Source organism: Flagellimonas yonaguniensis (assembly GCF_029193885.1).
Lineage (GTDB): Bacteria > Bacteroidota > Bacteroidia > Flavobacteriales > Flavobacteriaceae > Flagellimonas > Flagellimonas yonaguniensis.
In genome coordinates this window covers 1-15,294 of record NZ_JARFVB010000006.1, presented here as the reverse complement: position 1 = coordinate 15,294, position 15,294 = coordinate 1, and the positions used below count along the sequence as shown (strand labels likewise).

The 15,294-nt window shown below is 40.6% G+C and carries 13 protein-coding genes; all 13 read left to right on the top strand.

Annotation, left to right across the window (positions count from 1 at the left end; translation table 11 throughout):
- Window positions 1–708, top strand: coding sequence for a PepSY domain-containing protein (locus PY092_RS11350; RefSeq protein WP_272638040.1), 708 nt, complete (start codon window positions 1–3; stop codon window positions 706–708).
- Between the two features lie 24 nt (window positions 709–732).
- On the top strand, window positions 733–1,224 hold the full coding sequence (locus tag PY092_RS11345; RefSeq protein ID WP_272638039.1) for a DUF305 domain-containing protein: 492 nt from the start codon (window positions 733–735) through the stop codon (window positions 1,222–1,224).
- Between the two features lie 4 nt (window positions 1,225–1,228).
- Window positions 1,229–2,953 carry an efflux RND transporter periplasmic adaptor subunit gene (locus PY092_RS11340; protein ID WP_275615934.1) on the top strand — a complete coding sequence of 575 codons (1,725 nt, stop codon included), beginning with the start codon at window positions 1,229–1,231 and terminating at the stop codon, window positions 2,951–2,953.
- Window positions 2,954–3,006: 53 nt separating this feature from the next.
- On the top strand, window positions 3,007–3,315 hold the full coding sequence (locus PY092_RS19690; protein ID WP_116772175.1) for a DUF6660 family protein: 309 nt from the start codon (window positions 3,007–3,009) through the stop codon (window positions 3,313–3,315).
- Between the two features lie 125 nt (window positions 3,316–3,440).
- Window positions 3,441–7,784 carry a CusA/CzcA family heavy metal efflux RND transporter gene (locus PY092_RS11335; protein WP_272638037.1) on the top strand — a complete coding sequence of 1,448 codons (4,344 nt, stop codon included), beginning with the start codon at window positions 3,441–3,443 and terminating at the stop codon, window positions 7,782–7,784.
- A gap of 4 nt (window positions 7,785–7,788) precedes the next feature.
- Window positions 7,789–8,988 carry an efflux RND transporter periplasmic adaptor subunit gene (locus PY092_RS11330; protein WP_192462284.1) on the top strand — a complete coding sequence of 400 codons (1,200 nt, stop codon included), beginning with the start codon at window positions 7,789–7,791 and terminating at the stop codon, window positions 8,986–8,988.
- Between the two features lie 3 nt (window positions 8,989–8,991).
- Entirely contained in the window at window positions 8,992–9,630 is a 639-nt protein-coding gene (locus PY092_RS11325; protein ID WP_192462283.1) for a cation diffusion facilitator family transporter, read from the top strand.
- Window positions 9,627–10,049, top strand: coding sequence for a Fur family transcriptional regulator (locus PY092_RS11320; protein WP_116772171.1), 423 nt, complete (start codon window positions 9,627–9,629; stop codon window positions 10,047–10,049). The genes PY092_RS11325 and PY092_RS11320 overlap by 4 nt, the downstream gene beginning before the upstream one ends.
- Before the next feature lie 19 nt (window positions 10,050–10,068).
- Complete coding sequence (locus PY092_RS11315; protein WP_192462282.1) at window positions 10,069–10,860, top strand: cation efflux transmembrane domain-containing protein; 792 nt, start codon at window positions 10,069–10,071, stop codon at window positions 10,858–10,860.
- A 33-nt stretch (window positions 10,861–10,893) separates the two neighbouring features.
- Window positions 10,894–12,864 (top strand): heavy metal translocating P-type ATPase, encoded by a 1,971-nt coding sequence (locus PY092_RS11310; RefSeq protein WP_272635484.1) that lies wholly within the window; start codon window positions 10,894–10,896, stop codon window positions 12,862–12,864.
- Between the two features lie 79 nt (window positions 12,865–12,943).
- Complete coding sequence (locus tag PY092_RS11305; protein ID WP_272635485.1) at window positions 12,944–13,432, top strand: asparaginase domain-containing protein; 489 nt, start codon at window positions 12,944–12,946, stop codon at window positions 13,430–13,432.
- 137 nt (window positions 13,433–13,569) lie between these two features.
- The gene (locus tag PY092_RS11300; RefSeq protein ID WP_272635486.1) at window positions 13,570–14,352 is read left to right on the top strand and encodes a helix-turn-helix domain-containing protein; all 783 of its coding nucleotides are present in this window, start codon (window positions 13,570–13,572) and stop codon (window positions 14,350–14,352) included.
- A 275-nt stretch (window positions 14,353–14,627) separates the two neighbouring features.
- The coding region (locus PY092_RS11295; RefSeq protein ID WP_275615933.1) for an RteC domain-containing protein at window positions 14,628–15,294 on the top strand (667 nt) is incomplete at its 3' end.

Genomic DNA, 15,294 nt, shown 5'->3' with positions numbered 1-15,294 from the left:
ATGGTCAACAGAAAAACAGCGAAATGGATTAGAAAAGCGCACCGCTATTTGGGTATTTTTTTAGGTATTCAGTTTTTGATGTGGACGATTAGCGGGATGTATTTCAGCTGGACGGACATTGACGAGATACACGGTGACCATTTTAAGAAATCGGCACCTGTGAGGACCTCTTTTAATGATTTGCTCGGCACAACCCAACTGGCTACAAAAGAATTCGTACAATCTTTGGAACTACTGGAAATAGCAAATGAACCTTATTATTGGATTAATGAAGCACAGCTTTATAATGCCAGAACGGGACAAAGGAAAAATGGAATTTCTAAAGAAGAGGCACAACAAGTTGCAAATAGGTATATGTTGGGCAATTTGGATATGGCACAAATTCAATTAGTCGATTCTGTTGGGCCACATCACGAATATCGCGGTCGCCCACTTCCAGCTTATGAAATCTCGTATGAGACACCACAAAATTTAAAAGCCTATGTGGCGGTTGAAAATGGCGCTTTTCAAACGGTGAGACACAGGGATTGGCGCTGGTTTGATTTTCTTTGGATGACCCATACAATGGATTATCAGGGAAGGGATAATTTCAACACGTTGTTGTTAAGGGCATTTTCACTTTTGGGATTGATAACCGTATTGAGTGGTTTCGTTTTGTGGTATATCAGTTCCCCATCAATCAGAAAACTAAAAAAGAAGATTAAATAATTAATAACAAAAAAACCAAAAAATATGAATTCAAACGAACACACAAATTCAGGAAAATCAAAAAATCACTACACACGTTTTGTAGCAATGCTCGCCTGCTCTTTTGTAGCAATGTATATTACGATGTATTTAAATACGTATGAATGGGACCACGTTTGGTTTAGCTTAACGAGATTTTATATGGTCTGTCTTGGCATAGCTGCAATGGCCATCATTATGTTTGTAGCAATGCGTGGAATGTATCAAAATAAAAAAAAGAATATCGCCATAGTCTTGGGAAGTATCGTTCTCTTTGTAGGTGCATTGGGACTTGTACGTGACCAAAAATCCACCGTAGGCGATGTACTTTGGATGAAAGCAATGATACCACACCATTCCATTGCAATTCTAACAAGTGAACGGGCAGATATTGAAGACCCAGAAGTTAAGAAACTGGCTGAAGAAATCATTAAAGCACAACGCAGGGAAATTGCCGAAATGAAAGCAATGATTGAACGTTTAGAAAACGAAAAGTAAAATTATGAACAAGAACATTTTATATATAGCAATAGCCGTTATAGTAGGTTTGGGCACAGGCTGGCTCATTTTTGGAAATAGCTCAGGCGATGCTGCAAATAAGGATATGTCTGAAATGTCAGACCACGAGCACTCTGGCGAGAGTGCAGACCAGATGTGGACGTGCTCTATGCACCCACAGATTATGCAACCCGAAGCTGGCGATTGTCCAATATGCGGGATGGACTTAATCCCTGCGGAAGCTGGTGCTGAAGGTCTTGCTGCAAACGAGATAAAAATGACTGAAAACGCAATGGCGTTGGCAAATATCCAAACTACTATTGTGGGTAATGCAGAAACAAGCGATGATGATGGGATGATATCCCTTTCGGGAAAAATAGCGGCAAACGAAGAAAACAATACCGTACAATCCAGCTATTTTAAAGGAAGGATAGAACGACTCAACGTTAATTATGAAGGACAGCAAGTAAACCTTGGTCAGCTACTCGCAACCATTTACGCACCAGACCTTGTAGCGGCACAACAGGAATTGATTACCGCAGCATCGCTCAAAGCATCACAACCTGCTTTATATAAAGCCGTTCGCAACAAGCTCAAAAACTGGAAACTTTCAGACACTCAAATCAATGCCATAGAAGAAAGTGGAACGGTGCGAGAAAACTTTCCAATTTATGCAACGGTTTCCGGAACGGTTTCAGAAGTTATGGCAGCGCAGGGCGATTACGTTAATCAAGGGGAACCTATTGTAAAGTTGAGCAACCTTAATTCTGTCTGGGCAGAATTTGATGCATATGAAAATCAGATAGCACAGTTCAATGTTGGGCAAAAAATCAACATCACTACTAATGCTTATCCCAATAAGGAATTTGAAGGCACTATTTCTTTTATTGATCCTGTTTTAAACAATACCACACGAACGGTAACAGTACGTGCGACTCTGCAAAATAGAGATGACCTATTTAAGCCAGGAATGTTTGTGACGGGCAAAGTCAAAGGCGCAACACAAACTATGGAAAATACACTTTCCGTACCTGCAAGTGCTGTACTATGGACGGGCGAGCGCTCATTGGTATATGTTAAAACCAATCCTAACGAGCCTGTTTTTGAAATGCGCGAAGTGACCTTGGGCAATCGCTCTGGCGAAACTTACCAAGTCTCAGCTGGACTAAACAATGGCGATGAAATTGTTACCAATGGAACGTTCACGGTAGATGCAGCTGCTCAATTGCAGGGTAAGAAATCGATGATGAATCAGCAGATGATGCAGGATGAATCAGCTATGATGGGCGATATGGAAATGAGTTTCAACAATTCGTTTAGTTCTGATTTCAATGAAGCATTACCGTCGTATCTCAAAATGAAAGATGCATTGGTAGAAAGCGATGCTGGTCAGGTTTCCACTTTCGCGAAAGCGACGTCAGAAAAATTAAAAACAATATCGACGGAAGATTTAGGTAAGATGGAAAAACAACACCTAACCAAAAGTATTGAGATGCTGGATGCCATTGCAAACAATGATAATCTGGAAAACCAGCGCGCTCACTTCGTCATTCTAAACGAGAATATCGTGCCTATTGCAATGAGCATAGAAAACTCGACAAATTATTACATTCAGAAATGCCCTATGGCAAATAACAATAAAGGTGCGGTATGGTTAAGTATGGAAGAAGAAATAAGAAATCCATACTATGGCGATGCAATGTTGACTTGCGGAAGTGTGATTGATTAGTTGTAAAAATCATTTGCAACACAGTTGCACCGAAAAATTTTTATCTTTGCATCGTGAAAGTTATAACAATCATACTATCGTTTTATTTCTTAGCACTCAATGTGGTGCCTTGTAGCGATATGAATGATAGTGAAAATGATTCCCAAGTTGTTACAGTAATAGATATTGATGGCGACCACGACCAAGACTGTGAGTTATGCTCGCCTTTCTGTCAATGCCATTGTTGCCACGTTCACACGATAAATTTCGGGCTTGCTGCGTTTCAACCGCTACAGCCTGCTATTCCACACGAATTCTTTGCCCATTTCGATAACCTTGGTAAAGATATTCCACATTCCCTTTTTCAGCCACCACAGGTATAATTCAGTTTTAATAGGATAACTATATCCTGTTTTGACGTGTCCATCTATTGGATTCGTCAACATTGTGCATTGCATTTTATTCAATGTGCTTAACAAGAATTTCAACTGAATTAACATCCTTATCTATGATTAACAAAATCATTGATTTTTCAATCAATAACAAATTTATAATCGGTCTGCTCACGCTGGCATTGATTGGTGCTGGCATATACAGTATGACCCAAGTACCCATTGATGCCGTACCCGATATTACCAATAATCAGGTACAGGTCATCACGCAATCGCCCAATCTGGGAACGGAAGATATTGAGCAATTTGTAACCTATCCCGTGGAAGTTGCAATGAGCAACCTGCCCAATGTCAAGGAAATCCGTTCGGTTTCCCGCTTCGGGCTTTCCGTAGTGACCGTCGTTTTTGACGATGATATGGGCACCTATCTACCGCGTCAACTTGTTTCTGAAAAACTAACAGAAGTACGTGAACAAATCCCAGAAGGTTTTGGACAGCCAAGTATGGGACCAATTTCAACAGGCTTGGGGGAAGTTTATCAGTACACCCTAAAGGTAGAACCTGATTTTCAGGACAAATATTCATTGTCCGATTTGCGTACAATGCAAGATTGGATTGTGCAACGGCAAATGGCAATGGTGCCCGGTGTTGTGGAAATAAACGCCATAGGCGGAAAAATAAAGCAATATGAGGTGGCCGTTGACCCTAACGAATTAAAGGCAATCGGCCTTACCATTACCGATGTGTTCGAAGCATTGGAAGCGAACAATAAAAATACAGGTGGTGCGTACATTGAGAAAAACCATCAAGCCAACTTCATACGTGGCGAAGGTTTGGTGCGAAGCCTTGATGATATTAAAAAAATCGTCATCAAAAATGAGAATGGTGTGCCCATTACCATAAGTGATGTTGCCGATGTAGGTTTTGGTTCTGCCGTGCGCTATGGGGCTTTGACGCAGGACGGCGAAGGGGAAGTCGTTGGTGGTCTTGTAATGATGCTCAAAGGGGCGAACTCAAACGAGGTTATTGTACGTGTGAAAGACCGTATGGCCGAAATACAGAAATCCCTTCCTGAAGGGGTCGTTATTCAGCCCTTATTGGATAGAAGTAAACTTATAAGTGAAACAACTGGCACGGTACGCAACAATCTTCTTGAAGGTGCGCTCATTGTAATTTTTGTACTTGTTTTCCTTTTAGGAAACTGGCGTGGTGGTCTTATAGTGGCTTCGACTATTCCTTTATCGCTATTGTTCGCTTTTATTCTTATGAATGTTTTTGATGTTTGGGCGAACTTGATGAGTTTAGGTGCTATCGATTTTGGCATCATCGTGGATGGGGCGGTGATTATCGTGGAAGCCAGCGTATTCTTAATGGGAAGCTACATCCTAAAAAAGAAGTCTTTAAACAAGGAAAAACGTGATGAGATAGCTGCAAATGCATCAAAAAAGATGATGAACGCTGCCTTTTTCGGGCAATTGATAATTCTAATTGTGTTCTTGCCCATACTGGCATTGGAAGGTATTGAGGGCAAAATGTTTAAACCAATGGCGCTCACATTCATTTTTGCAATGATAGGTGCTATGTTTCTTTGCCTGACATACGTTCCAATGATGTCTGCCTTATTCTTAAAACCACCCAAAAAAGAAAAAAAATCTTGGGGCGACCATTTCGTGCATTGGGTACAGCGGAAGTATGAACCACTTTTGGTCAAGACCTTAAACAAAGGGAAATGGATTGTGGGAATTGCCATCGCCATATTCGCCCTTACCGTTTTTATGTTTACAAGGATGGGTGGCGAATTCATTCCCCAACTGGATGAAGGCGATATTGCATTTCATACCATTCTTAAGCCTGGAAGTTCACTTAGCGAAACGATTGAGACCACTACAAAAGTAGAGCGCATCATAAAGGCCGAATTTCCGGAAGTTGAGAAAATTGTAAGCCGTATCGGTGTGGCCGAAGTGCCCACAGACCCGATGCCAATGGATTTCGCTGATGTATTTGTTATTCTAAAACCCCAAGACGAATGGGTGTCTGCCGATGATAAGGATGAACTTATTGATAAAATGAAGGAAGCGGTAAGTATTATCCCGGGCGTCAATTATGAGTTTACCCAACCTATCGAAATGCGCTTTAATGAACTGTTAGAGGGTATTCGAGAAGATGTTGCCATCAAAATTTATGGTGAGGATATCGATGTGCTTGCTGCAAAAGCGGATGAGATTACAAAAATCATTGCAGGTACTCAAGGTATAGGCGATATGAGGGCAGAAGCAACTTCTGGACTGCCCCAAATGACCATTAAATACAATCGTAACAAGCTGGCTCAGTATGGGGTGAGTGTTGACCAGCTGAATACAATGGTACAGTCCGCTTTTGCGGGCGGATATGCAGGGGTCATTTTTGAAGGCGAAAAGCGTTTTGACTTGGTCGTTAGACTCGATGAAGAAAACCGTACTGACATCAACGACATCAGAAATCTGTACATCAATTTGCCCAATGGCTCACAGATTCCGCTTCAAGAACTGGCTGCTATTGAATACACACCTGGTCCTATGCAAATCAGTCGGGACAATACCAACCGAAGAACCTACGTAGGTGTAAATGTGCGCGGACGTGATGTGGAATCCTTGGTCAACGAGATTAAGGATAAACTGGACGCAAATCTTGAATTACCACCAGGCTATTTTATTCGGTATGGTGGTGCATTTGAAAATCTCGAAAGAGCAAGCGAGCGATTACAGACTGTGGTCCCCATTGCTTTACTGCTCATTTTCATTTTGATTTATTTCGCATTAAAATCCTTTCCGCAAACCTTGATGATTTACTTGGCAATCCCGATGGCGACCATTGGCGGTGTATTCGCACTATGGCTTCGGGATATGCCTTTCAGTATTTCCGCAGGGGTCGGCTTTATCGTCCTCTTTGGTGTTGCCGTCCTGAACGGACTGGTAATGATTAGCGGCCTGAATGAGTTGAAGGAAGAAGGCGTGACCAATTTAAAAGACCGAATAATTGAAGGCACGAAGCGTAGAATACGTCCTATTATGCTTACTGCCTTTACCGATATTTTAGGATTTCTTCCGATGGCAATATCAGCTTCGGCAGGTGCTGAAGTGCAGCGACCCTTGGCAACTGTGGTTATAGGCGGATTGATTACTTCAACACTTTTGACGCTCTTTATTCTTCCCATCTTTTACCAATGGGTCGAGAAACGTTCGGAACGAAAGAAGAAATTCCATCCAAAATTCGTTACCGCAACGGCTGTGGTCTGTCTTCTATTTACATCCGCTTTCGCGAAAGCGCAACAAGTCCGACCGCAAGATTCTTTACCGGTTATTTCATTGGATAAAGCTGTAGAAATTTCCAAGGAAAACTATCCGTTATTGAAGACGAAACAGTTGGAAATTCAACGACAGAATGCACTTAAAGGTGTTGCTTATGATTTTGGAAAAACGCAAGTTTTTACGGGCGGCGAAGAAATTGCAGATGGTCAGGGTATTTATACTTTAGTTGGTGTCGGGCAACAAAATATCGACCTCTTGGGTATAGGTGCTAATAAGCGACTGCAAAAACAACGAATTGCTTTGGCCGAAACCGCTCTCGACCTGTCTGAATTGCAAGTGGAACAGGAAGTAAAAAAGGCGTGGTCGCAGGCATACCAACAGCGACAAAAATTTGAACTGTACCGCGAGCTGGATTCCATTTATTCACAGTTTGAAACGGCAATCCAACTCAACTTTGAGGTGGAAGCCATTTCAAGATTGGAATATTCATCGGCAAAAAACCAAGCGTTGCAAATCAGTAATAAATTGCAACAAGCAGAAAGCGATTATGCTATTGCGTTGCAAAAGCTAAATCTTTGGCTGGCAACAGACATTTTTTATTCTGTACCAGATGCATTTGAAGAAAGTGAGGTGGCTGTATTGGGATTGGATGCGGATTTAGAAAGACATCCCGAGCTGGAATTTTCGCAAAGGCGCATCGATGAAGCCGAAGCAAACTATAATGCCGCTCGTGCCGAGCTACTTCCTAAATTAAACCTGCAAGGTGGATTGCAACAGGTAAACGGCGATAGTGGATTTTACACCTATCAGGCAGGCATTTCAGTCCCGTTGTTTTCGGGCGCACAGCGTAGTCAGGCCAAGGCAGCAAAAATCGATAGCGAAATCGCAAGGACAAATGCAGATTTTATCCAACGCCAACTGCAATCTGAATTTAAGCAGGCTGTACAAGGCTACCAGAAGTGGAAAACATCTTGGCAGTTTTACAGGGATAAAGCTCTGCCACTTGCAGAAGAACAGCGTAAGGGCGCGTTACTCGCCTACAAGGAAGGTGCGGTGGATTATGCTTCATTCACACAGATTATACGTGATGCCATAAACACCGAAATGGATGCGCTCGATGCGCTTGACAATTATTTAGATGCCTTGTTTGAACTACAATACTTTCAAAACTAAAAAGATGAAAAAATTAAAATATTTACCGATTACCGCAATGCTTACGGCATTCACAATAATTAGTTGTGGCGAGTCAAAAACCGAAAGCGACCACGTTGATGCAACACATTCAGAAACAGAAGAAAATCACTCTGAAGAGGAAGATGAAATAGTTACACTTACTGCAAAACAGTATGATGCACTACAAATGAAAGTCGATACGCTTGCCCAGCGCAATATGAGTGGATATGTGGAAGCCAACGGACAACTGGAAGTTCCGCCACAAAATGAAGCGACCATCACTACGGTTGTTGGTACCAACGTAGTTTCCATCGAGGTCATCGAGGGCGATAAGGTCAATAAAGGTCAGACTGTGGCCTATTTGTCTCATCCCAATATCATACAGAAACAGACGGATTACCTCAATGCACATAGCAATAGTCAGTTTCTCAAAAAAGAATACGAACGCCAAAAAACTCTTTATGATGCAGGTGTGGGCAGCGGTGCCAATTTCCAAAAAGCAGAAGCGGAATATCAAGCTTCACGAAGTATGGTGAACGGTTTGGAAGCACAATTACAACAATTAAATGTTAGTGCATCAGGTGTGAGAAATGGCACTATTTATCAAAGGGTTGCGCTACGAAGTCCTATTCAAGGCTTTGTGGAAAAAGTAGCCGTTAAAACAGGACAATATGTAGAACCTCAAACCGACCTAATGGAAATCGTGGACATCCATCACGTACACGCCGATTTGATGGTATTTGAAAAAGACGTGTACAAAGTAAAGGAAGGACAAACCGTGCGGTTCAATGTCCAATCCATTCCGGGAAAGGAACTTACAGCCGAAATCTATTCCGTAGGAAAAACTTTTGAGCAGAACCCCAAAGCGATACACGTACACGCCGAAATCGAAAATAAGGAAGGCAACCTGATACCGGGAATGTACATTCAAGGGCGCATCCAAACCGACAATACAATGACCACGGCAATTCCTGAAAGTGCCATCGCAGCCGATGGCGAAAAGTCCTTTGTGTTTACAGCAAAAAATGAAGGCGAGGATTGGAAGTTTATGCCCGTGGAAATCACAAAAGGAACTCACGATGGCGAATGGATTGCCATTGATTTTTTGACCGAACAAGAACCGAATACCAAGTATGCCTTTAATAACGCCTACTATTTAATGGCGGAAATGAAAAAAGGGGAAAACGAGGAAGAAGCACATTAAGAGATGAAAGAAACAAGAAAACAAAATCTAAAACAAGCAAGAACACTTCAAATTTGGAATGTCATCTATGACATTATCGAGGTGGTCGTATCACTTATAGCGGGATTCACGGCAAACAGTTCCGCCTTGATAGGCTGGGGACTGGACAGCACTATTGAAGTCATAAGTGCGGGAACACTCGGTTGGCGATTGCACGGCGAAATCAAGGGTCTGGATGAAAAGCGTGTAGAGCGAAGAAAGATGACAACACTTTACGTCATCGCCATATCATTTGCCCTTATCTGCATTTTTATATCCTATGATTCCATTTCAAAATTAATAAGTCAAGAAACAGCATCTTGGTCCACGTTGGGCATTGGGATACTGATAGTTTCCTTAGTAGTGAACCCCATTCTGATTTACTACAAAAGAAAATACGGTCATAAATTGGATAGCCCTGCCCTGTTGGCCGATGCCAAGGACACTTTTATTTGCCTTTATCAGACTGTGGTGGTCCTAATAGGCCTATTGCTCGTAAAATGGCTGGGCTGGTGGTGGGCTGACCCTATTGCAGCATTATTGATAGTGCCATACGCGGCAAAAGAAGGTTGGGAAGCCTATTCCAAAGCACAAAAAATCAAAAACAGCATCGATAAGAAATGAAAGAAATAGAAAAAAGATTGATTGACAATGGGGTTCGCCCAACGGCAATGCGCATATTGATTTATAAGTATATGGCCGATAGGGATGCCGCCATCGCCCTGACTGATATTGAGAATGCTTTCGCAAAAGCGGATAGAACCACATTGTACCGAACCCTAAAAACGTTTGAAGAAAAAAACGTGGTGCATCACATAGATGACGGAACTGGAATCTCTAAATACGCACTTTGTGAAGAAGGCTGTAATTGTGAAATAGAACAGGATTTGCATTTACATTTCCATTGCACTAACTGTGACGAAACGGTTTGTTTAACGGAACAAAAAATCCCGCATATCAATTTGCCCGATGGATATTTGGCAGAGGATGTTAATCTCGTGGTTACGGGAATATGTGAAAAATGTAGCAGTAATTTACTTTAACAAACAAATTAGATTGATTTTGAAAAAAAGCACTTTTATAATAACTAAAATGGACTGCCCTTCAGAAGAGCAGATGATTCGGATGAAGTTAGAGTCTTATGCTCAAGTAAAACACTTGGATTTTGATATTCCTAACAGAAAATTGGAAGTATATCACGTGGACGACGTCAAGGCGATACAAACGTCTATAGCCAGCTTAAAACTTGGGGATTCCTTAGAAGGAACCACAGAAGCCGAACCACCCGTAATGGAAGACCAATCCAAACAAAAAAGAATCCTATGGTGGGTCTTGGGCATCAACTTTGGCTTTTTCGTTATCGAAATGACCACTGGTTGGATTTCTTCTTCGATGGGTCTAGTGGCAGACTCATTAGATATGCTGGCAGATTCCATCGTATATGCATTAAGCCTATTTGCGGTAGGCGGTGCCATTTCAAGAAAAAAGAAGGTTGCGAAATACAGCGGATACTTTCAGATGGCATTGGCAATACTTGGGTTTGCAGAGGTCTTGAGAAGGTTTTTTAGCAATACCGAAACGCCCCTGTTTCAATGGATGATTATAGTTTCAATTTTCGCATTGGCAGGTAATTTGATATCGCTCTGGCTCATCAACAAGGCAAAGAGCCAAGAGGCTCATATGCAGGCAAGTGCCATTTTTACATCCAATGATATTATTGTCAATGGTGGTGTTATAGTAGCTGGGGTGCTGGTTTATTTTCTGAATAGTAAATGGCCCGATTTAGTGATTGGCGGGATCGTTTTCACTTTTGTAATGCGCGGTGCATTGAGAATACTGAAATTATCGAAGTAGTTTTTAAAATGATATCAAACTTGATTAGAACATATGAAAAAGAAAAAAGTAAATTTACGGGACATTGACCCAAAAGAACATAAGGGCGAGCACAGTCACGATGATGGCCATAACCATAGCAGCCCTGAAGAAATTTCAAACTTTAGAACCTATCTACCGGCTATTTTCAGCTTTGTAATGTTGATAGCCGGAATTGCTATTGATTACTTTGAAGCATTTCCACATTTTAAAGGATGGATAAGAATCGTTTGGTATTCCGTCGCCTACATTCCAGTTGGCTTTCCCGTCATAAAGGAAGGGTGGAACAGTATCAAAAATGGGGATTTCTTTACTGAATTTTTCTTAATGTCCATTGCCACATTAGGGGCATTCGCTATCGGCGAATATCCCGAAGGTGTGGCCGTAATGTTGTTCTATGCTGTAGGCGAGCTGTTCCAGAATGCAGCTGTTAATCGTGCAAAAGGAAATATAAAAGCCTTACTTGATGTCCGTCCGAATGAGGCATTGGTTTACCGTGATGGCGATTTTGTTTCAGTAAATCCCGAGACTGTTGAAATTGGCGAAAAGATTCAGGTACGTGTAGGCGAAAAAGTTCCGCTTGATGGTATTCTACTTTCTGAAAAGGGCTCTTTTAATACTGCTGCCTTGACAGGCGAAAGCAAACCCAATACTATTGCTAAAGGCGATACCGTTTTTGCCGGAAGTATCAACCTTGATGGCGTAATCGAAATCGAGACTACTAAGGAATTTAAGGATAGTTCTATTGCACGAATTCTGGATATGGTGCAGAATGCAACTGCCAGAAAATCAAAGACCGAATTGTTCATTAGAAAATTTGCTCGGATTTATACGCCTATCGTTGTATTCCTTGCCATCGGACTTACGTTCCTTCCTTACTTTTTTGTAGATGATTACGTGTTTAGGGATTGGCTGTATCGCGCATTGATATTCCTTGTGATTTCGTGTCCTTGTGCGTTGGTCATTTCTATTCCGCTGGGCTATTTTGGCGGATTGGGTGCGGCATCGCGAAACGGCATTCTGTTTAAGGGTGCATCCTTTCTTGATGCAATGACCCAAGTAAACACGGTCGTAATGGACAAAACAGGAACTGTTACTAAAGGGGTTTTTAAAATCAAGGAAATCAATTCCATCACATTTGAGGAAACCGAGTTTATGAAGTATTTGATGGCGATGGAAGAGCAATCCACTCATCCTATCGCCAAGGCGATTCTCGAATATAAAGCAGACGGTTCAGATTATGAAGCGACTGATGTTTCAGAGGTTGCCGGAAAGGGTTTAAAGGGAACAGTCAACGGAAAAACCGTTTTGGTAGGAAACAAAGCTTTGATGACCTCAAATGGCATAGAAGTCCCTTCGGAAACAGATGGTATTGTAGAATCAATCGTAATGGTGTCCATAGATGGAACATTTGCAGGTTATGTTACCATTGCAGATGAATTAAAAGATGATGCGCACCAAGCCATTAAACAAATTAGAGATGCAGGGATTTCCAAGATTATAATGTTATCAGGTGATAAAAATTCTATTACACAGCAAGTTGCAAAAGAGTTAAATATCGATTGGGCGAAAGGTGGGTTGTTACCTGAAGATAAACTGAATGAGGTTGAAGAACTTAAAAAGCAACCTGAAACGAAAGTCGCATTTATTGGTGATGGTATTAATGATGCACCCGTTTTGGCAGCAAGTGGTGTAGGTATTGCGATGGGTGGTTTAGGAAGCGATGTCGCCATTGAAACAGCCGATGTAATCATACAGACCGACCAACCCAGTAAGATTGCAAGAGCGATTAAAATTGGTCGTTCAACGCGACGAATTGTCTGGCAAAATATTGCGCTTGCATTTGGTGTCAAGGTCATAGTCCTCATTCTCGGTGCAGGTGGATTAGCAACAATGTGGGAAGCTGTGTTTGCCGATGTTGGTGTTGCTTTGCTCGCTATTCTCAATGCAGTTAGATTGCAGAAAATGAAGTGGCAGGATTCTTAGAGTGCTATCTTGGCCGAAGATATAAAGGGGGTTTCAAATAAATTAGCGCTATCTTTATAAGTAGAGGAAGTCCTTAATTATGATTCACATATTCACAACAGGCGGTACAATCGAAGGGTTGGATTATACAGATGATAGTGGTATAACTTCATCCGACGTAGGGATTGAAGATTTTTTAAATAAAGCAAATGTCGATTTTGAATATATCATCGAAGGTGTCTTCAAAAAAGACAGTCGAGCCATAACAGATGATGACAGAAAGCTGTTGGTTAGCAAGATAAAGGAAACTAATGCGACTAAGATACTGATTACCCACGGTACTTTCACGATGGAAGATACCGCAAAATATATAGGAAAACTCAATTTGAACAAGACAATAGTTTTGGTTGGGTCTTTCATTTTGGGTTCATCTGCAGACACAGATGCACCTTTTAATTTAGGGTATGCAATTAGCTCATTACAGCTTCTAAAACCGGATGTTTATATTGCTATGAACGGACAAATCTTTAATTGGAACAATGTTTCCAAGAATTTAGAAACCAACAAATTTGAGCGCAATGGGAAGTAGAGTAAATGTTTGGCACATCGATACATTGGACGACTTTTTTCTATCTATTAATAGATACGTTCATAGTATTGCTTACACTCTACTTTTCCAGAAAGAAAACGCGCAGTAGTCTAAGGCGTTTTCTCTACCTCGGAATCTTGTTTGTTGCTTATAATGCTACTGGTGGTTTCTTACCAATTGACAACTTCCCAGGTCCTTTTATTTTTCAGTATATTATTACCTATGGTGTGGCAATAGCGTTGTGCGTCTATATTGTTTACTACCTCTATAAAGAATACGATATTGTTGTTTTGAAATTCAATTCATCCATAAGAAACCTTGCTATACTCGCGAGCGTGAGTTTTGTGGTATTGTTTCTAATCCCATATTTTCTGAAAGATTCCCTTAATTCTGCACGCTTTCTATTTACCATTCCTATATCTGCTGTTGCTTTTGTTTTTCTGTTTATTTTCTATCGTCGTATATCGAATCCCAGCAATCCGAATCCTTTCATAGTAAGACGAAATAAACTCTCAATGGTAAGTGTAGCAAGTATTGCCTTATTACCTATTTGCACAGTCATCGGCGATTACCAATGGATTACATTTACCGTAATGAACTTGGCTTTCTTTGCCATAACCGCCATTGAAGCAGATAGGTATTTGTACTTCATAGAAAACAATAACCGAATGTATGAAGTCTTTGCTTTAAAGAAAAAACAACGTGACGAATCGGTAGAGCGTAAAATCATTTATGAGGATTTGACCAGAAGGGAAATTGAAGTGGCTTTGTCAATTTTAAGTAATTTAAGCTACAGAAATATCGCCAAAGATTTATTCATTGCAGAAAGTACCGTATCAAAACACGCATCAAATATTTTCAAAAAAACGGGTGTAAAGAATAGGCGTGAATTTTTAAAGCGATTTCGTAAGAAAAAGTAAGTAAATTAAATTTATATAAAAGCCACTATTTGCAGTATTTAACAAATAATCCGTAGAAAAATACGGACTATTCCGTAATTATATACGGCACGTTTTCCTTGTACAATTACAAAGTAAAGCTACTTTACACAAAGTTCCCTAAAATACAACAATAAGCCACAAATTTTATGACCCGTGACTTTCATTTATATCATTTTGCAGGACTATGACAACCACCAATAAATCGTATCAACTAAATCCCATTTCTATGGTTTACAACATTAAAGTTCCTGCTTATGAATTCGCAATTACAATCAAAAAAACTATTAAAGGATCTGGATGAGTTTAAAATTCAGAATGGGAACATTTTAGAACAGGCATATCTTTCCATCAAAGCCTGTCGCAAACTATTGAGTTCTTACAAAAAAGAAATCATCGAGACGAAATTTAGGACGATTCAAGATGAAATAAATTTCTTTAAGAAGATAAAGCAGGTTCCACTTATCAAACTCATCTACTTTTCAGAAATACATTCGTTTGAAATTCAACTTCCAAAGGGCGATAAGGATGCCCAACTAAAATCGATAAAAAAGAAAATCAACAAGCTCAATCGGTTCTTCCTGTACAATATCGATTTTGGGCGTTATGTCAATTCCGGTGCTACCCATTTTGACAAGGAATACTACACCAGAGATTACCTTGAAACATTCCATATCACAACTTCTAAATTCTATTTTCAAGACCCAGAGTTTTGCACACCAAGGGATATGCTACTTGGCAAATACAAGGCGTATGACTTGTTAGTGATTTATTTGGATGAAAAAAAGCATCGTATTCGGAAAGGATTGAACGGCAAATTAAATGGTGCTAAACCAATGGAAAAGATACATTGGCCATTTTCAAACACAGATTATGTTGAACTCGTTTATGCGCTATGCTCAAAGGGATTGGGCAAACAGGACA

Bases quoted from the DNA above. Each gene is read 5' to 3' on its own strand.
- PY092_RS11330 (WP_192462284.1), top strand. From the start codon at position 7,789: ATGAAAAAATTAAAATATTTACCGATTACCGCAATGCTTACGGCATTC.
- PY092_RS11305 (WP_272635485.1), top strand. From the start codon at position 12,944: ATGATTCACATATTCACAACAGGCGGTACAATCGAAGGGTTGGATTAT.
- PY092_RS11335 (WP_272638037.1), top strand. From the start codon at position 3,441: ATGATTAACAAAATCATTGATTTTTCAATCAATAACAAATTTATAATC.
- PY092_RS11320 (WP_116772171.1), top strand. From the start codon at position 9,627: ATGAAAGAAATAGAAAAAAGATTGATTGACAATGGGGTTCGCCCAACG.
- PY092_RS11350 (WP_272638040.1), top strand. From the start codon at position 1: ATGGTCAACAGAAAAACAGCGAAATGGATTAGAAAAGCGCACCGCTAT.
- PY092_RS11310 (WP_272635484.1), top strand. From the start codon at position 10,894: ATGAAAAAGAAAAAAGTAAATTTACGGGACATTGACCCAAAAGAACAT.
- PY092_RS11340 (WP_275615934.1), top strand. From the start codon at position 1,229: ATGAACAAGAACATTTTATATATAGCAATAGCCGTTATAGTAGGTTTG.
- PY092_RS11325 (WP_192462283.1), top strand. From the start codon at position 8,992: ATGAAAGAAACAAGAAAACAAAATCTAAAACAAGCAAGAACACTTCAA.
- PY092_RS11345 (WP_272638039.1), top strand. From the start codon at position 733: ATGAATTCAAACGAACACACAAATTCAGGAAAATCAAAAAATCACTAC.